General features: G+C 67.9%; 12 protein-coding genes and 1 pseudogene. 6 read left to right on the plus strand and 7 right to left on the minus strand.

Translation table 11 applies throughout. The annotated features are described in order from the left end of the window. Positions 1 to 102: 102 nt before the first annotated feature. From ACIGA3_RS14350 to ACIGA3_RS14365, 4 genes are read right to left on the minus strand one after another with little or no spacing between them, the layout of a single operon-like run. On the minus strand, positions 103 to 1167 hold the full coding sequence (locus ACIGA3_RS14350) for a Wadjet anti-phage system protein JetD domain-containing protein (RefSeq protein WP_221518485.1): 1065 nt from the start codon (positions 1165 to 1167) through the stop codon (positions 103 to 105). After that, entirely contained in the window at positions 1164 to 5621 is a 4458-nt protein-coding gene (locus ACIGA3_RS14355) for a hypothetical protein (RefSeq protein WP_399714582.1), read from the minus strand. Before ACIGA3_RS14355 ends, ACIGA3_RS14350 begins: the two co-directional genes overlap by 4 nt. 28 nt (positions 5622 to 5649) lie before the next feature. Continuing rightward, positions 5650 to 6465 (minus strand): hypothetical protein, encoded by an 816-nt coding sequence (locus tag ACIGA3_RS14360; protein WP_381619443.1) that lies wholly within the window; start codon positions 6463 to 6465, stop codon positions 5650 to 5652. Continuing rightward, complete coding sequence (locus ACIGA3_RS14365) at positions 6462 to 8015, minus strand: hypothetical protein (protein ID WP_399714586.1); 1554 nt, start codon at positions 8013 to 8015, stop codon at positions 6462 to 6464. Before ACIGA3_RS14365 ends, ACIGA3_RS14360 begins: the two co-directional genes overlap by 4 nt. Before the next feature lie 451 nt (positions 8016 to 8466). On the opposite strand from ACIGA3_RS14365, the gene ACIGA3_RS14370 reads away from it, so the two are divergent. Continuing rightward, complete coding sequence (locus ACIGA3_RS14370; RefSeq protein WP_399714588.1) at positions 8467 to 9351, plus strand: DUF5655 domain-containing protein; 885 nt, start codon at positions 8467 to 8469, stop codon at positions 9349 to 9351. Positions 9352 to 9764: 413 nt separating this feature from the next. Here ACIGA3_RS14370 and ACIGA3_RS14375 read toward each other — a convergent pair whose 3' ends face one another. Further along, positions 9765 to 10877, minus strand: a complete 1113-nt coding sequence (locus ACIGA3_RS14375; protein ID WP_399714591.1) for a hypothetical protein — start codon at positions 10875 to 10877, stop codon at positions 9765 to 9767. Between the two features lie 518 nt (positions 10878 to 11395). Here ACIGA3_RS14375 and ACIGA3_RS14380 point away from each other — a divergent pair. Further along, positions 11396 to 13918 carry a hypothetical protein gene (locus ACIGA3_RS14380; protein WP_399714593.1) on the plus strand — a complete coding sequence of 841 codons (2523 nt, stop codon included), beginning with the start codon at positions 11396 to 11398 and terminating at the stop codon, positions 13916 to 13918. 409 nt (positions 13919 to 14327) lie between these two features. Further along, positions 14328 to 14657 carry a hypothetical protein gene (locus tag ACIGA3_RS14385; RefSeq protein ID WP_399714595.1) on the plus strand — a complete coding sequence of 110 codons (330 nt, stop codon included), beginning with the start codon at positions 14328 to 14330 and terminating at the stop codon, positions 14655 to 14657. A gap of 71 nt (positions 14658 to 14728) precedes the next feature. Here ACIGA3_RS14385 and ACIGA3_RS14390 read toward each other — a convergent pair whose 3' ends face one another. Together ACIGA3_RS14390 and ACIGA3_RS14395 are read right to left on the minus strand one after the other, a co-directional pair. Further along, complete coding sequence (locus tag ACIGA3_RS14390) at positions 14729 to 15049, minus strand: hypothetical protein (protein ID WP_184931852.1); 321 nt, start codon at positions 15047 to 15049, stop codon at positions 14729 to 14731. Between the two features lie 104 nt (positions 15050 to 15153). Continuing rightward, positions 15154 to 15480 carry a DUF6087 family protein gene (locus ACIGA3_RS14395; RefSeq protein ID WP_399714598.1) on the minus strand — a complete coding sequence of 109 codons (327 nt, stop codon included), beginning with the start codon at positions 15478 to 15480 and terminating at the stop codon, positions 15154 to 15156. A gap of 111 nt (positions 15481 to 15591) precedes the next feature. Here ACIGA3_RS14395 and ACIGA3_RS14400 point away from each other — a divergent pair. From ACIGA3_RS14400 to ACIGA3_RS14410, 3 genes and pseudogenes are all read left to right on the plus strand, one after another. Then, positions 15592 to 16566 (plus strand): annotated as a pseudogene (locus ACIGA3_RS14400) (hypothetical protein); the annotation flags it as partial. 16 nt (positions 16567 to 16582) lie between these two features. Next, the gene (locus ACIGA3_RS14405; RefSeq protein ID WP_399714602.1) at positions 16583 to 17251 is read left to right on the plus strand and encodes a YdcF family protein; all 669 of its coding nucleotides are present in this window, start codon (positions 16583 to 16585) and stop codon (positions 17249 to 17251) included. A gap of 19 nt (positions 17252 to 17270) precedes the next feature. Continuing rightward, positions 17271 to 17984 carry a WbqC family protein gene (locus ACIGA3_RS14410; RefSeq protein ID WP_399714604.1) on the plus strand — a complete coding sequence of 238 codons (714 nt, stop codon included), beginning with the start codon at positions 17271 to 17273 and terminating at the stop codon, positions 17982 to 17984.

Below are 17984 nucleotides of genomic sequence, written 5' to 3' on the forward strand. Positions count from 1 at the left end.
ACCGTTCCCGCTGCTGCCGCCTCGCCCGCCGAGGCGTCACCCGTGCCCCGGACGCCTGCCAGCGGACGCCTGCCTGGAGATACTCGCGGTCTCCCGATGAACTCAAGGGCACCACGTGGCGTCGCTGGCCAACTGGTTACGGTTGGTGGCTTCCTGTGCAATGCGGCGGCCCGACAGCAGTACCTCATGAGTCCTCTGTCGCAGTCTGGGCGGCAGCCACGCCGTAAGCGTGTGGGCCCGCTCATCGGAAACCATCTGACCCGGGGCGGAGGCGTGGCTCAGGAGGAGGTCGTACAACGCGGAGGCGGGTTCGACCGAGGGCAGCCCGCACTGCGTGGCTGTTACTGAGGCACGGGCGGGAATCGACAGCCCTTCAGCGTCCAGGTCGCCGTAGTAGACGATCCGTTGGATTCCACGGATCTCTTTGACCGTTTCGATGGAGGCTTCGAAGGCTCGTCCGGAGCCGAAGGCCACGGCTTTGGCGCGCCCGGGATTCCGGGTGAGCAGGTCTCGGAGCGTGGAGTAGGTGTCGCTGTTCTCGGCGACCAGGAGGGTGTCTCCGTCGCCGAGAAGTCGGTAGGCGAGGGGCGGTGGTTCGCGAAAGGTGCCTAGCTGTTCCAGGGTAAGGCGGCCGGGGGCGAAGAGCGCACCGGAGAGGAGACCATCGAGGCGCTTCTCGTCCTGGAAGATTTCGTACGAGCGCTCGCGCAGGGGGATCGGTACGCGATGTTCAGGACGATTGCTGGTGTCGCGGAACCATCGGTTGATGAGGGCCAGGTCTTCGTGGTGAGCGGACGTGAGGTACGCCGTGTGGGCCCAGTCGAGTTCAGGGCGGTAGGAGCGCCGTGTGGCGGAAGAAGCGGGCCTGCGGGGGGCGACTGCGGGCAACCGGATCTGCTCGGGCAGGGCGGGACGGCCTGCGTCCCATTTGTGCCTCTGGCCGTGCGGGAGTCGCAGGGTGCCGGCGTCGGAGAGTTCTTCGAGCAGGGTGGCCAATGCGGTGCGGGAGTCCTCACCGCGGGCGGTGCCGGGGAGGGCCGCGGTGAAGGCTTCCATCACCATGGCGCGCGGCACGATGGCCTTCTCGGCGCGAGCGTGCAGTGCAGCACTGAGGCGGGCGGCGCCTGGTGAGAGGCGAGGCAGCTGCTCGGGGGTGGGCGTCGTCATCGGTCCGTATCCCCCTTGGTGTACAGGCGTGCGGAGCTGAGGTATCCGTTTGCTTCGGGCCCGGGGGTGTCCGGGGCGGTCCGAGGGGTGGGGATGAGGGCGTTACGGACGCGGTCGTCGAGGCGGATGCGGGAGAGGCCGGTGCGGGCTTCGGCGTCGTTGCGCAGCTGGATGGTGGCGGGGAATCGGGCCGTGACGGCTTCGTCGCTCAGGCCGGTGGTGTAGATGAGCTGGATGCCGAGGGCTGCCGCCATCTGGGTCTGGATGTCGACAAGGTAAGGGGCGTTGGCGCGGCCGATGGGATTGTCCAGGAGGAGCAGTCCGCCGTGGCGGGTGCGGCTGCGGGGGCCGGGGGAAGTGCGCAGCGCGGCGAGGGCGCAGTAGAGCAGGATGGCGCCAGTCAGTTCCTGGCCACCGGAGAAGATCTTGCTCATCTTCTCGACGGGCACGCGTTCGATCCGTTGGGTGGCGTTCGGTTTCATGACCTCGGCGGTGAAGCGGGGAACGGCTGCGTGCAGGCAGCGCATAACCACCTCAGTGCCTTTGAGTTTGCGGGTGCGCGGGTTGGCGGCGAGGTTGTCGATGGTTTCGCGCATATGGGCGGTGAGCACGGACGGTTCGGGCTTCCTGTAGCGGATGGTGAGGAAGCGCTGCCCTGCCCAGGGCGTGGGACCGTCGGGGAAGAGGGAGAACCGGCTTGCTTGGTCCACTTGCTGGAGAAGTTCGGTGACGAAGCCGCTGAGCTGGGACACAAGGGCCTCGCGCGCCTTGCTCATGCCTTCGAGCTGGGTCGTCAGGGCTGCGGCAGCGTGGTGCAACGCCGTAGTCCACTCTCGGGCGGCGGCGGGGATGTGCCGCCGGTCGAGAGCCGAGATCTGGTTGCGCAGAGGGATGTCGAGTTGTTCGAAGCGGACGTCGCCAGCCTGGTCCTTGAGCAAGGACACGCTGTCTTCGACGCGGCGCTCGGTGCTAGTGAGCTTGCTCCGGGCGTCTTCGTAGCGGGCGGTGGCTTGCCGTACGGCGGGTTCGGCCGCATCGGCGGTGCCTTCGTAGGGGTCCGCCGCGGGTTGAATGCCGAGCTGTTCGATCGTGGCATCCAAGCGTGCTAGGACGTGACCGAAGGCGTCGAGTTCGCGAGTGTGCTGGCTCTGCTGCCTGCGGGCCGCGTTGTACTCCTCGCCGACGCCGCGTTCGGCCTGCTGGGCCTCCGCCTGGGCGTGTTCGGCGCGGGCGGTCAGGTCGTAAGTCTCTACGAGGGAGCGTGGGGTCCACTCGGCGAGGTCTTGAGCGCTGATGGCTTGTGCTGCGGTGGCGAGCGTGCGGTGTCGTTCCTTGAGACGGCTCTCCTTGTCCCGAAGGCGCCGTAGCTGGTCCTGGAGGCTGATGATCTGTTGGCCTAGATCGCGCTGTACGGCGTCGCGCTGGACGTCATCCGCCGCGGCGGGAGAACGGCTGTATTCCTGGGCGAAGGGCTTGACCCGGTCAGGGACCTGCGCCCATTCGTCCTGGCAGGCGCGCAGGGCGTCATCTGCTTCCTTGGCACGCTGACGCTGGTCTTCTCCGATGTCCACACTGCGCAGGTCCTCGACTGCCTGCTCGTAGCGGTGCTGGAGGACGGTGAGCGCTTCGCAGGGCGCTCCCTTGGTGTGCTGAGCCTGCTCGGCCTCGGGCGTGGCGGTGACCTTCTTTCGCGCCTGGGCGTGGCTCTGGGCCTGCTGGACGGCCGCTTCCACCGCCTGGGTCATGCGTGCGATGTCGCTGTGGGCGGTCTCCTCTTTCTCGCCCAGCTCCTCGAGTTCGCGCTGACGCTGCTGAGCTTCTTCCTCGAGCGCGGTGATCCGGTCGCGCGCCTGGCTGGCTTTTGCCTCGGCTTCTGTGAGGCGGCGCATCGCCTGCGCGGCCTCAGCGGCCTCGCGGTGAGCCGTTTCCTGTTGTGTGTAGACCTCCTCGGCAGCGGTGACGGCATCGTCATGCTGTGCGGCGCTGGCACGCGCGACCTCAAGGCTGGCCTGGGATGCCTGCGCTGCCGTCCGGAGCTCCTGGAGCTGTTCGAGCCGGACCTCTACGCTCACGGGGCCGATCTCGTCCAGCCAGTACGTGATCTTGTTGCCCAGGTCGCGGGTTACACCGATGCGTTCACCGAGCTCATCCAGTGCCTGCGCGGAGGCCGCCAGGCGTGCTTCAACCTCGGCTCGTTCGAGTGCCGCAGCCTGTTCGTCATGCAGGGCCGGGGTCGGCTCGGGCACCATCCGGCCGCCTGTGTCGGGTACCGGCGTCAGCATCCGTTCCCCGGTTCCTACCGCGACGGCCGCCGCGGGCAGGGGACGGCTGTGCTCCAGATGACGCTGCGCCTGATCCAGCGCTGCGGGGCCGCCGCCTACGATGATGCCGCCGACCAGGTCCGGGTGGTCGTTGATGAGGCGCTGGTGATCGTCCGGCGGGACGTTGTCGCGCAGCCACTGCCAGCCGGGGACGGCGTCGATGCCCTGGGCACAGAGGTCGGCACACAGGGTGCGGACCTCCTTGGTGGCGGGCAGGAGGCCGTCGCTGGTGTCCAGGGCGGCGAGGAGTTCTTCATCGGCGCTGTGCTGGAGCTGTGTCCGCCTGAGCGCACCGTCCAGAGCGGAGATCTTCCGCTCGATCAAGCTCTGCAGGGCTGCGCAGTGGTCGGCGAGCCAGGTCAGGGCATCGCCGTCTTGTAGGTCTTCGAGGCCGAGCTCAAGCAGTTCCGCAGTCACGGGGTGGCGGCGCACGGACTCGGAGCGGAGGCGTAGCCGGTCGGTCTCAGCTTCGGCCGCTTCTGCTGCGCGGCGGTCATCGAGAGCCCGCTCCTGCAATGCAGGCAGCTGCTGATATGCCTGTGTCTGGCGGCTGCGGGCCTCATCCTGTGCCTTCTTGGCCTCTACACGGAGCTGGCCGTGGTGATCAGCTTCGCCGTCCATCCGGGAGGCGGCGTCCGCGGCGCTTTCGCCGGGTTGCACCTGTTCTTCGTCCCGTGCGGTGCGCAGCTGCTTTTCGAAGTCCTGCACCTGACGGCGCAACTGGCGCTGCTCTCCCTCAGCCGTACCGGCATGCCTGTGGAGCGAGTCGCTTCGCTCGCGCCACTGCTGGATCTTGCTGCGAGACTCGGAGATCTCCCTCTCCAGATTGCCGGCCACGGCGCGCGCCTGCGTTTCAGCCGCCGCATAGCCAGCCCGCAGCACTGCCGCGGCGGTATCACACGCCTGCACATAGGGGGCGGCTGTTTCCTCGGCTTCGGAGAGGGACCGCTGCATGCGGCTGTGGCGCTCCTGAGCAGCCGCGTGACGCACAGCGACCGGGACACTGCGCCAGCCCGCAAGGCGGTCTTCCAGCCGTTGCGTTGTCGCGGTGACTCGCTTCTGTTCCTCGGCTGATTCGTCCAGCTCGATACCGCAAGTGGCCCAACGCACATGCGCCATACGTGCATTGGTGAAGTCCAGTTCATTCTTGGCTGCTTCATGTGCCTGGTACGCAGCATTAACGGTGCCTGTGGTGGCCTGTGCCGCGGCGGTGAGGATCTGATGCCGACGCATCAGCCCTGCGGCAAGTGCGGTGAGGCCGACCTTGGCCTGCCCAGCCTCGCGCTGCTGGTTGGTGTGTTCGTGGTACCGCTCGGCCACACGGGCGCAGATCTCCTCCATGGTCAGCGCGAACTCCCGCTCCTTGACCAGTTTCTCGCGCTGGTCGTGGGCGCTGGCATAGGTCTCGAAGGTACTGCCGAGGCTGGTGTACTTGTCGTCGTCGTTGGCCTTCTCCAGGAGCCACTGGACGAACGCTGCCGCACTGGAGGTGGTGAACGCCTCGGCCGCCCCGCTCTCGGTGGCGTTCATCTTGCGCTGGACGTCGAAGAGGCCAGGTTCGAGACCCAGACCGGCCTGATGTTTCTCCCACTTCTCCTGCCCGTCCACGATCTGAAGTTCCAACGCCTCGACCGTGGCCTGCAGTTCGCTCAGCTCGTTGTAGTAGTGGTCGAACGGCAGCCAGTGACCATCACGGTGGAAAGGGAGATCGTCCGCGGACAGGGCGGCACCTGGGTGGAAGCTGTAGAAGCGGCGCTTGAGCTTGCCATCGCCCTCGGGCGCGAGGATCTGCGCGGTGACCAAGAGCCTCCCAGTCCGGGCATCAGCCCACTCCAGGACGATATGGGAGGGCTGAGCCGGAGAAACGACGAAGCTCCGCAGCTCCTCCGGGTCATGGTGACGCAGCGGGATTGTGGTGCAGGTGATGCCGGTCAGCAGCACACCCTTGCCGCCGCCGTTCTGGAGCATGACCAGACTGGCCGGCGAGGGCCGCTGCGTGACGTGTCCGGGCGTCGGCATCAGGGATGCTGTCTCAACCAGGGGGCCCACGCCAGAGAAGTCCAGGTTCACGTCTTGGTAGCGGGCATCGAGCGGCCCGAAGTTGCGCAGGAGGATGCGGTTCAACTCGTACATGGAGAGGGGTCCTTACATCGCGATGGCGTCAGGTGGCTGGGGCGGAGTCCGGGAGCATGCCGTGGTCGGTAGCGTCAGGCTGCTTCGGAGCCTCGGATGGGAGTGGCGCATCGTGATGCGGCAAGGCAGCCATGCCCAGGGCGGCCAATTCCTGGAGCATTTCCCGGGCTGCCTGGTCACGAATGTGCAGCCTGTACAGGACGTTGGTGGCGTAGGTGCCGCCCTCTTCCTCACTGGTCGCGCGGACGAATCCGCGCTGCTCGAGATGCGCGAACGCCCTCCTCACCAGCGCGTAGGTCGCCGAGCGAGGAGTCCTGTCCTTGTCCGTACGACCGGTGGGGTTTCGACGCAGGTAGGCCCGCCACAATCCCTCCAGCCCGGGGCTGCCGGCTGGCGGGTCAGTGTCCTCGTCGGCGGCTGCAGCACGGCGCTCAAGGACGGTCGCATAGGCCCTGACGTCTTCGTCGACCTTCTGCACCGATACCCGGGCGACGTGCTCGTCGTCGTCCAAGTCCTCCGGACGAGGGAAGGCTCGCGACGCGATGGCCAGGTGGGCGAGCAGGTATAGCGGCCGGTTCTCCGCATTCGGCACGAGGTCGCTGATCGAGACGGCGAAGGCCGTCTCGGTCGTGGTTGCCAGGACCAGCCCCGCCTGCGGGTGCACCTCCCGGACCGTGAGGTCAAAACCCTGCGCGACCTTCCGCACCAGCTGGGCGAAGTCCGGTTCCGTTTCGAACCGCCGCACGAGGTGGGCGTACTCTCCAGAACGTGCTGGGGACTTGCCGCGTGTCATAGCCAGAGCCACCATCCGGGCTGCTGCGGCAACATCGTCGTACTGCGTCATGCACTCGGCTCCAGATCGTCGCTCGTGGTGCGGGGAACAAACTCTGGTGAATGGGGCGGTTGCGTGTTCGGGGCCGCATCAACGCTGTCGGAGACCGGTTTACCCACGGCCGGCAACAGCAGGAAGTCGCTTCCACCGAAAACCGGGTCGTCCAACTCAGTCCCGTCATCCACGACAACGACGGCTTCCCTACCGCGCGCCAGCTCGGCGACGGGGATATGCCGAAAACGATGCGCGGTCTTCATAGCCAGCAGATGGTCAGTGTCGTCACCTGGCCCTCTGCCGTCGCCCCACTGACGGGCACGCTCGAGCAGCCGAGACAGCCGCACGCCCTCCCCGGGGACACCCGAAAGCAGCCTGTCCACCCATGCATGCTGCGCGTCGTCGAACCTCGGTGGATCGGACGTGTTTTCCCAGTCGTCCGATGCACCCACTGCGACCAGCTCAACCTCGGCCGGTTCCGGCATCCGCGTGAGGGCCTCGAAGTAGTCCGGCAGGTACATAACCCTCGGGCGGACCGGACCCAGCACCCCGCGCACGAACGTCTCCAGGGGCCGCTCGCTGTCCTCGATGCTGAGCTCGAGCGTCGGCTCCAGGAGCTGGCTGCGCAGATGCACCCGTGTATGGACCACGGGTGGTACGAAGATCTGCCGGTCCTGCTGGCGCCGGAACTCAGGAACCACCCTGAGCAGCATGTCGATGAGCATCAAGTGCCGCTGTAGACAATCCTCGATCAGCGCATCCAGTGCTTCTAGCTGTTGCCGCTTGTGTTCCTCTTCCGTGACCTCGAGCAGTTGCGCCACCTGTGCCTTCAGCTGAGTCTCCGCCCGAGACCTCTCCTCAACGTGCTCTTGCGCCTCCTTCAGCGGGCCCTCAAGATCCGCTTCCCAGTCGACGGCCCGAACGTTGCGTTTCATCTCCTCCATGCGGTCCAGCAGCTCCTTCGCGTACCGGATGCTCTGGACATGGGCGGCGCGGGCGGCCTGCCATGCCTCACCGATCCGCGCGCGCTTTAGCAACGCGGCTAACTTGGCCTCCGCCGCGATCTGCTCGGACGCGATGTCCACATCGACCGCATGGACGAGCACCGTGATGGCCGCATCAGTAACGGTCAGCGCAGCCTGCCCGGCTTCGTCCGGCACGTCTTTGAGGATCTGGAACGGAAACTCCCTGACGACGAAGCCGTCGCCCGTCACGCTGCCGATCTTGTGCCGAAAGCACCGGTCGTGTCTCTCGGTGTTGATCAGGCGTTCCACCAGCCAGCGCGCGACTTCCCGATACTCGGTACCCGCCCGCCCGGGAACCTGGAGCGCCGCAGACTCAGCTACCCGTTCCACGACGGCTTCCTGTCGAACTGCCGTCCGCGCCCCTATCCGCAGCGTCACGAAGTCAATCGCCGCCAGGGCGAGTTCGGCCAGCCGGTACCCCTCCCAGCCTCGCTCCCGCTTCGCCGGACTGTCGTCGAGCGCCAATAGCGGCCGCACCACGGCCAGCGCCTTCATCCGCGACGTGATGCTCTCGTACGCCGCAGATGACTCGCCAAAGAACACTGAGAGCCCTCCCAACACCATTCCCTCGACAGGGAATTCACGCTAGGACACGGCACTGACAATGCCTCGAAATCGAACGTGAAAGCGATCCATTTCGGCCGGAGGTCCGGCATCCTTCCTTTCCGTGTCGGATTCACTCGGCAACGGCTTGCTGTGGGGTGGGTGCGGTAACTGGCTCTCGGAGTTGTGCGAGATGCGCCAAGTACTTAGAAGGCGCCTGCTCTATCCACTGAGCTACGGGGGCTGACCTGCGAAAACCCAGGGCTCAGGCGCTCGTCCCGGCGGCCTGTGGGACGTATGTGGAGGCAGCAGACCCCTGGGGAGCCGTGGGACGCGAGCGCCCCGCCGGGCCGTACGTAGGGTCTCACGGAATCTTCACGGCTCCGAAGGCCCATACGGAAACAATTCGATCACCGTCCGGCGTTGCATCCCCGTAATCGGAGAGAGGACGGTGTCGGGGCTGAGGCTGTTCAACACGAAAGACGAAGTGACCGAGGTCATGTCGCGCCTGGCTGAGGTCGAGGCAGATGTGCAGGGTCTCGTCGAGACTCACATGGAGACGCTGCTGGGGGTCCGGTTCCTGGCGAGCGAGTACACCACCGGGCCGGTGCACGGTGGCCGGATCGACTCGCTGGGACTGGACGAGAATGGATCGCCGGTCATCGTCGAGTACAAGCGAGGGGTCGACGCCGGCGTCATCAACCAGGGCCTGTTCTATCTCAGCTGGCTGGTGGACCACCGAGCCGAGTTCGAGCACCTGGTCCGCGACCGGCTCGGGGCTACGGCCGCGTCCCAGGTGCTCTGGAGCGGCCCGCGCCTGATCTGCATCGCTGGCGACTTCACCCGCTACGACGTGCACGCCGTGCGCGAGCACCGGCGTTCGATCGACCTGGTCCGCTACCGATTCTTCGGCAGCGAACTGGTCGGGCTTGAGACCGTGGCGTCAGTCAGCGGCGGCGTGCCGGTGGCCCGCCGAGCGCGTCGGCAGGCGGTTGCCCAAGCGGTCAACGTCCAGGGTACGTCGATGATGGAGCTGGTGAGCGCGGTCGACGAGGCACTGCTCGGGCTCGGGGACGGGGTGAACCGCGTCGAGCGCAAGACGTATCGGGCGTACCAGCGGCTGCGAAACTTCGCCTGCGTGTGTCCGCCGCAGCGGAGCAAGCTCCTGGTCTACCTGAAGGTCGACCCGAAGGAGATCGACCTTGTGCCGGGCTTCACGCGGGATGTCTCCGGTCTCGGTCACCACGGGACGGGTGACCTGGAGGTGCAACTGCGTACGCCGAAGGACGTGGAGCGGGCGCAGGATCTGTTCCGCGCGAGCTACGCGGCTGCGTGAGCGCAAGCTGGCCTCCGGGACGTGTGCGATTCGCGGTTGCTCTGTGATCGTCGGGAGATGCCTTCCGATGGGCGGGCAGGGCGTGGCGGTGGACTATCAATGGTGCGCGGGATCGCCGGTTTGGCTAACCGGCGATCCCGCGCTATGTTGCGCCGCTTAGAACCTGCTGACCGCCGCCGGCCTCTACTGGTTCACTCGCACCGGCCCTGCGGTCGTGGACTTCTGCTGGGAACAGGCGCACGCCGAGAACACCGGCTGGGCAGGAGCCTCCGACGTCCCGCAGGACTCGTCCCTCTTCTGCAGCAACCCCCTGGGCCGCAAGGTCCTCGGCCCCCCGTCCAGCGCCGACACCGTCTCCTTCCGCGAGCACACCGAAGGCGGCCACCTTCCCGCCCGGAGTTGCCCTGCTGGTGCTACCCGGCCCGCCGCGCGCGGCGGGCTTCGAGCCCGACGAGTTGGGCAGCCGGGTCGTCGTAGGGCATCAACGAGCTCTGCTCGACCAAGGGCACGATGACCGGCCACAGTCCCTCGGCGGCCGGGGAGGGGTTGCCTACATGGCGTTCGGTCACGGCGGCTGCGGCCCCCGCCAGCAGGTCGGCGAGCTGGATGGACGGGTGGTCGGCGGAAGAGCCGCGGAGCACGGTCTTCACAGGAGCACCCCTCTCGCGAGTCAGGAGAGTCATGCCTATCGGACTGGTGGCGTACTCCAGCACGGTGCGCAGGGCATCGTCGGTAAATACGCGCTGTTCATCGGTGAGGACACTGACGAGCCCGAGGCTGTGTCCCCATCGGCGGGCTGTCTGAGTCACCGCCGGGATAAGCATTTCCAGCGAGGGGAACGGGGAGTCCTCCTGGTGAAGGGCCGCCGCGTACGGCCGGGTGGAGCGCACCTGGGCCAGCACCTCAGTTACCGGCCGCCGCCGCGAGGCGCCCCATGCCTGGTCGACCGCTGCGAAGAACGACTCCAGTGCGGCTTCTTCCCGTCCCAGGGCGCGCTGGGAAGCCAGGGCCACGAACGAGGACATCAGCGCATCGAACAGCGCGCCCGGAAGGGCGCGTGGTCCCTGGAGCGCCAGTGTCCGGGCCATGGCGCGTGCCTTGCCTTGGGCGTACAGGTTCCGCCCTTCCGCGTGCGCCTTCTCCTCCAGCAGCAGATCGATCGCCTTCGCTGCCACGGCGTACTCCTTGTCGACCACGTACACCGAGCAGCGTTCGTGCAGTGCACCGGCCGGACCCCACAGATTCTTCAGCAGGGACCACCGCTCCTCACGGCCCTTGAACAGGTGGAACTTCAGCTCCCGGGCCTGCTGGATCCGCGCCTGCTCCCGAAGGGTGCTGATCACTGGGGCCGCCTCGGCGTCGTCGATGGCGACGGACGCGAAGACAAGGAAGCGGCGCTGCCGGCCGACGAGCTGCTCACCATCCCACCCGGACTCGTCGCAGGCGATCCAGCGCCCTCCGCCGGTGCTGTCCGAGGTCGGCTCGTTCTGGTTGAGCTGGGTGTACTTCTCTCCGGTCAAGGTCACGACGTCATTGTCCCGCCGCCACTCCGGACACCGGAGTGGCCCCGCACACGTACTGCGTGGTCGGCGGGGAGACGGCAGCCCGGGCTGAGACGTGTGCCCCTGACGGTTTCGCCCCTCGAAACCCTGCCAATACCTCAACTCGGCCTGCGCTGGGGCCTCATGCGGGTAGGCCCACCCGATCTGGTGAACCCTGCCGTTTCGGTTCGCCAGGTCGCCGATGCCGGTGGCAGATTTCGTGGTGCACGTCGGTGGCCCATCACCGGTGTCCGCCTCATGCCGCCCTCGGCGGAGCAGGAGCAAGCTGCGAGATTCCCAAGCGCCCCATGGTGCTGTCGGGTTGATCCTTCTTCGGACGTTGGCAGGTGGACCGTACGGGGCAGGGAGTTCCGCGCATCTCAGTTCTCGGGTGCCGGTTCGCGCCTTGCCGGCACGAGGCTTCGGCGCTCGGGCGCGTGTCACGCTCCCGGGAGGCGGGGGCGTTGTGTTCGCCCGGCACGGCCGGGTGGAAGGACGACACCATGGCCACGAAACGGCCTGACGGCATCTACCCCTACATCGGCACCACCATCTGGGGTGAGCGCCTCGCGGACGCCGTCGAGAACACCTGCGCGGAGCTGGAGGTAGTACCGCCTCCCCGGCAGGCGATCACCGAGGGTCTCGCCCCCGCTCTTCCGGACACCGAGATCAAGAACCTGATCTCCACCCATCGGGGTAAGAAGGTTCTCAAGCCGACTGCCCACCGGCTCGTGCAGGCCGGCACCGACCAGGTGCTGCTGCTGATGTGCGACGTCCACGGCGCCGCGGTTGCCCCGTGGCACCTCAACGACCGCACCGTCCCCGCCTGGTCGCCGCCCGTCCCGGAGGCCAACCAGCGCGTCGAGGACCTCGTCGCCGCCGAGGTGGCGCTGGAGGAGGCCCAGAAGGCCGCGAAGTCCACCGAGAAGGAGGTGGAGGCTTGCCGTCGTACGCCGGGAGACGAGTCGTACGGCGCGCAGGCGCTGGCGGCGGCCACGCAGAAGCACCAGGACGCTCTTCGCCGGGTGAACGAGCTTGAGGGCAGGCGTCAGGACCTCCTCGCTGCCCTGGGTAACCGGAGGCCGCGTCCGGTGGTCCGCTCCGCGGAGGAGGAGGGAGCGGCGAAGGCGGCGCTCGTCCTGGCGGAGCAGCCGTACGCGGTGGCTGTCCACCTGCAGCGCTACGCTGCCGCGAGCCTGGAGCGTGCCGGCAGGACCCGCGGGTATGACCTGGCGGAGTCCCTGGTGGACGCGGGCCAGCTCTCCAAGGGCATGAACGTCCTGCAGCAGTGGCAGATCACCAACTCCGACGGCACGGTGTCGAAGCCGTGGCGGCTGACCGCCGTGACCGGCAACAACCGGGCGCTGGCCCGTCTGGACGTCTTCGGCGTGCGTCCGGAGCACCTGGTGACGGGAATGCCCCAGCTCCTGGTGTCCCTGCCGAAGGAGAAGACCGACCCCGGGCTGCTGCTGCTGAGTCTGCGGGAAATCCTGAACCGGATTTCCACCCGGCTCAACCAGGACGCTGCCAGGCCGGAAACGCTGCCGACCGACCCGTCGCTGCGGGCGGGGAAGATCGCCACGGTGTCCGCGGAGATCGTGATCGGCTGCAGCAGGCCGGAGGCGCTGGAACACGTCCTGCGGACGCTGAACGTCAACGATCACCTGCGCGGCATCCAGCCCTATGAGGAGGACGCGCGCCTGATCGCCCTGTTCGCGACGCTCGTCGACTCCTACGCCAGGGAGTCGGCCCTGGCCGCGGCCCTCGCCGAGGCGTTCCCCAACGCCCGCGGTGTGGACTTCCTCGACCTGGCCGGCGTGCGCGACGCCCTGACCGCCAACGGGCCGCTCGACCCGCTCGAACTGCTCGTCCCCGCCGGCGAGGAGGTCTCCCCCGCCGTGCTGCGCGACATCGCGGTGCGGGCCATCACCGCGCTCGTGCTTCCCGAGATCCCGCCCGAGAACACGCCGAAGTCGAGCAGGCGGACCGTCCGCGACACGGGGCGGTTCTGGCCGATCGTGCGGGGAGCACTGCAGGAGCCGGCGTGGAGCCAGATCCGGGCGAAGACGGCCGAGGCGCGCACGCGGCTGTGGTCCGCCGCCGTCGCGCAGCTGTTCCTGCACCGGGGCAACATCCTCTCCGCGCTGGGCTTCTTCGGCACGTCGGAGGTCAGGGAGGGCGCCAGGCAGGACCCCAAGCCGCTCAGGGAGCTGTTCCTCGGGGCGGAGGCCGGTGACGCCGGCGCCTGGGCCGCCCTGGTCCAGCGGATGGCGCCGGTGCTGATCCACGCGCCGCAGCCGTTCATCACGCCCGGCCAGGGCAGTGAGGCGGGCGACGGGCGCAAGGGCGTGCGCCGCAGTCCCAGCAGTGCGCTCGCCGCCCTCACCCTGGCGTACACGCAGGACAACGTCCCGGGCATCAGCCGGGCCCTTCTCCTGGCGTTCGCCAAGGCCGTGCTGGAGCACCCGGACGCGACGCTGCCGCCCGAGGCGCAGGACGGCACGCCCCTGGTCTGCTACGGCGAGCAGGACTGGAGCAAGGAGGAGCGGACGCCGATCACCGCGGGCATGGTGATCGCCCCGGACATCGAGGGCCGGCCCACCGGCTACGTCGCCGACAAGGCGTGGTTCGACGAGATGTTCCCCGTGGAGCTCGGCCGTGCCGCCCCGGCCGGAGGGGACGCCGGCACCTCCACGGGCGCCGGGAACAGTGCGGATGCCGGCGACGGCAGCACCTCGCGCGAGGAGGTGACGGTCGACCCCCGCGACCAGCTGGCCGCGCTGCGGCAGCAGCTGCCCGCCCGCGTCGAGCTTGTCGAGGGGAGTTACCAGCGGGCCGTGGACTCCGCCCACACGCTGATGACGGACTTTGAGGAGGCGCGTCGTCTGCGGGCCCAGCTCGGAGAAGGTCGGCTCCCGGCCGAGCAGCGGATCGAGTGGATGGAGAAGCTGTCGAAGGCACGGGACGCGGCCCGGGCCAGCGTGACGTCGCTCGACCAGGTTGAGACGCTGATCCTCCAGATCTGACCGGCGTGGAAGGTCTGATCTCTTCAGTAAGCGGGCCCGCACGTACTTGGTATGTGCGGGCCCGCTGTTGTTCGAGACCGGACCGTCGCGCTGGGAGGCGAGGGCGACCGGTTTGCTCAGCGATGCCGCGTCCGCTGAACGGGTGGGCGGTGGCGGTCGCGAGCAGCAACTGATTCTCCTCCGCCGCCTCGGTGTGGTCGGGCACGACTGCCAGCGAGGGTACTGGGGGGCAGGGCCCCGACGCGAGGCGGGAAGCGCGCGCCGATGTCGTCCACGGCCACGGCGAGCGCGGTGGCCTCGGCGAGCACCGCCTGGACGGGCTCCGGCAGAGAAGCGTCGTGGGCCGTCTGGTCTGACCGGAGCCTCGGCCCCCCGCGGGGGCCGGGGCTCTTCTCGTATGCTCCGGCGCATGCGACGCACCTTCGTACCGCTCGCCCTCGCCGCTCTCGTGCTCGCCGGCTGCACCACCGAGGAGGACAAGACCGCGAGGTACTGGGACGGCTATCGGTTCGGCGAGCAGACGGCGACGGACTACGCGAAGCGCGTCATCGACACCAACTTCACGTACTGCACGACCGGCGGGGAGGTGGCTGCCCGGCAGGACATGTGCACCCGCCCTGGCGGCCCCGACACCCGATATCCCGTCTCCGTGGGACAACGGGAGTGCGCAGACAAGCTGCCGACGGCCTGGACGGCGACGAGCGCGAAGCCTGGAACAAGGGCTGCATCACCGGCATGATCCTCGGTGTGCCCGACGTCGTGACGTACAGGGCCGACCCTCGGAAGTGACCCTCAGGGCAGCCGAGTTTGCTAGTGGCGGCTGACAGACGGCTGCGGCAAGGCTTCTACAGCAGGCTCCGCTTCCCAGGCGCTCTGGAGTCGCTTGCCCATCTCCTCCTCCAGCTCTTCCAGCCGCGCGAGCAGTGGCTGCTCTTGCTTGGACAAGTTCCCGGTCTTCATCTTCGTCCGCAGCTCGTCTGCGGCTTCCGACAGGACACCCAGGCAGGTCTGGGCGGCATCGTCGAAGCCGAGTTCCCACTCCTTGCGGTAAGTGGCCCGCACGCTCTCCTTGGCCACCATGCCGATCTCGCGCAACACCCGCTTGCCCATCGACATATTGTCCGTCGACATGCTGTTCCCTCCCCTGTCCCCGAATTTCATACCGAACCCCTTGAAGGTACTGCCCGGATGGGCCAGTTCGAGATCAAACCCCCTGCGCCCGGGCGCTGTGCCGCTTACCGATCCCGCTCTTCTGCCGCGGTCGGCTTTCGGTGCCGACCTCGCCCCCTGCCCAGCGCGGGCCGGTCCCACTCGGCAGGCTTCTCCTGTACGGGCGGCGGCGGGTACAAGACGGCTTGCGCGGCGGCAAGGCTCTCCACGACGCCGATCGCCGCCCAGTCCGTGCCGGTCCACTCCTCGATCGCTCGTGGTGCGCCGGGGTCGACGTGGGCCCCGCGGTGGGGACCCTCGCCGAGCGGCATCGCGCGCCGCTTGCCCTTAGAGCCGGCCTGGCGTGCGTCGCGTCGGCGAGCCCACTCCTCCAGCGGTTCGTCATCCTGCATCCAGGCATCGTGACTGAGGGACAGGCTGGCCCGCCACCCTGTCCCTCGTACGAGTGATGGCCCCCTTCGGGGCGCCCGGGGGCTGCTACGCTCGGTGCGCCCTGCGAGTTGGAGGGGCGGGCCGTGCGCCAGGCCATCCTCGACACAGCGCTGGCCCGGTCCGATGCCGCAACTCATCTGAGATTCGAGACGGAGCTCGCGAAGCTCTCCGAGGGAGAAGTGGGACGACTCGCCGGCGAAACGGCGCGCCGCGTCACCATCCCTCGACCTCGGGCCTGGGAGTACGAGTCCTGGACGGACGACCTCGAACGTGCGGTCGTCGCGCTGTCCCACCAGAACTTCGCCTTCGCCGACGACCTGCTTCGGCGATGGTCGTCCAGCTATCAGCCCTCGGAGCTGGACGAGCGAGGCACCTACCTCCTCGCCCGCTCCGTCGCCCTGCAAGGCGATCTCAAGCGGGACCAAGGGGCAGTCGTAGGCCCGCTCTCCGCCCAACGCTGCTATGCCAAAGCCCGCTCTCTCTATACCGAGTTGGAAATTCCGCGGCGCGTGGCGCAGCTCGACCTCTCTCTCGCGGTTGTCACCGAGATGTCCGGGGCGCTGGAGACCGCGGCCCGACGGTACGAGGACCTCGCAATCGACGAGCGGTTATCCCCGCGGGACCGTGCCCGCGCGCGACTCTGGGTGGGCACGGCGCTGAGCAAGGACGGCAACCACGACTACGCGGTTCGGGTGATGGAGGAAGCCATCCGCGAGTTCGAGGGCCTTGCCGAGCAGGACGACTGGTCCGTCGCGCAGCAGAAGCTCGCCCTGGCCCACCGCGGAACCGGCAATCTCGACGCGGCCCTGCGCCTCATCGACGTGGCTCGCAGTACAGGCATCACCGATGCGCCCATGCAGCGGGTACGGCTGGACACCGCGTACGGGCACATCCTCCTGTCCGACCGCGCGACCCTGGATGATGGGTTACGCGTCCTCGACGACGCTGCCAAGCGGGCGGCCCAGTACGGCCTGACCCACCAGCTCCGCAGCATCACGGACATCCGGAGGACGGCCGATGGGCCAGCCAGCCCTTCACCACGTTGACCAGGGAGACGAGCGAGTGACCGACAATCAGCCGGCCATCAACGACGAGCAGATCCGCAATGCCAAGCTGGTCTGGGACTACCACCAAATGGGTCACGAGCTGCATCCCGTCGACGTCGCCATCGGCCTCGGCAGCCATGATCTCGGCGTCGCAGCCTTCTCCGCGGAGCTGTATCGGGGCGGGCTGTTCCCCACCCTGGTGTTCACTGGCGGCAACAGCCCCACCACCCCCAAGGTCTTCCCCCGCGGCGAAGCCGTCCACTTCCGTGAGCACGCACTCACCCTCGGCGTGCCGGACAGCGCGATCCTGGTGGAACCGAACGCTGGCAACACGGGGCAGAACATCGAGCGGTCCCGAGAGCTCCTCGCCTCCGCTGGCCTCATCCCCAAGTCGGTGCTTCTCGTCTCCAAGCCGTACATGGAACGGCGCTCCTTCGCCACCGCCCGCAAGCTGTGGCCTGACGTCGAAGTGCTGTGTGCCTCTGAACCGATGGAGTTCGACGACTACCTGAAGAGCATCGGCGACGAGAAGCTCGTTATTGAGATGCTCGTCGGCGACTTCCAGCGCATCATCGAGTATCCGAAGCAGGGCTTCGCGATCGAGCAGGACGTCCCGGAGAGCGTGCATGCCGCGTACGAAGACCTCATCCGCGCCGGCTTCACCAGCAGGCTCATCGGCGCGTGAAGCAGTCCCGGGGGGATTGGTGGCGATCCACCAGCCCAACCTGTTCCCCCGGCTGAGCACCCTCGCAAAGCTCTTCGCGGCGGACTGCTGGATCGTCCTCGACGACGTGCAGTTCGCCCGCCGCGACTTCCAGCACCGCGCCCGACTCGGCAGCATGTCCTGCCCCGACCGGCGCCAGTGGCTCTCGATCCCGACCCACCTACCCCACGGGCGGTCCACTCTCATCAAGGACGCAGTTGTGGCCGACCCGGACCTGGCTCGTCGCCGCCTCACGCACATGCTGGCGCAGTACTACGCGAAGGGCCCCGACTGGCCGAGGTTCCGAGACGGGCTGGACTCTGTGCTTCATCGGCTGGAGACCGCGAGAATGGCTGATCTTGCCGAGGAGTCCACAAGGCTGTTGCTCAGGCTCCTGGGGTGGAGGGGACGCATCCAGCGGAGCAGTTGCTTGGCAACCCGGTCGGAGCGCTCAGAGCGGCTCGCAGACCTCTCCGCTGCCACCGGCGCGCGCGGCTACCAGTGCGGAACCGGTGGCATGCGCTATCTGGTCACCGGGCCGTTCGAAGCCCTTGGAGTGAGCGTTGTGCCTTTCGTAACCCCGAACACCGGCGTTTGGAGGGACGCGCGCGAAATGAGCTCCTTGCGACCGCTTATGGCCGCAGGGATTGCAGCCGTAGCCGATGCTGTACGAACCGTCGCGGCAGGCCATCAGCAGACCATGGGCTCGGCGTAG

The sequence above is a fragment of the Streptomyces sp. NPDC085596 genome, assembly GCF_044541565.1.
GTDB lineage: Bacteria > Actinomycetota > Actinomycetes > Streptomycetales > Streptomycetaceae > Streptomyces.

Excerpts from the sequence above, each read along its gene's own strand:
- ACIGA3_RS14355 (WP_399714582.1), bottom strand. The coding sequence starts at position 5,621 with ATGTACGAGTTGAACCGCATCCTCCTGCGCAACTTCGGGCCGCTCGAT.
- ACIGA3_RS14390 (WP_184931852.1), bottom strand. The coding sequence starts at position 15,049 with ATGTCGACGGACAATATGTCGATGGGCAAGCGGGTGTTGCGCGAGATC.
- ACIGA3_RS14360 (WP_381619443.1), bottom strand. The coding sequence starts at position 6,465 with ATGACGCAGTACGACGATGTTGCCGCAGCAGCCCGGATGGTGGCTCTG.
- ACIGA3_RS14350 (WP_221518485.1), bottom strand. The coding sequence starts at position 1,167 with ATGACGACGCCCACCCCCGAGCAGCTGCCTCGCCTCTCACCAGGCGCC.
- ACIGA3_RS14380 (WP_399714593.1), top strand. The coding sequence starts at position 11,396 with ATGGCCACGAAACGGCCTGACGGCATCTACCCCTACATCGGCACCACC.
- ACIGA3_RS14395 (WP_399714598.1), bottom strand. The coding sequence starts at position 15,480 with ATGCAGGATGACGAACCGCTGGAGGAGTGGGCTCGCCGACGCGACGCA.
- ACIGA3_RS14385 (WP_399714595.1), top strand. The coding sequence starts at position 14,328 with ATGCGACGCACCTTCGTACCGCTCGCCCTCGCCGCTCTCGTGCTCGCC.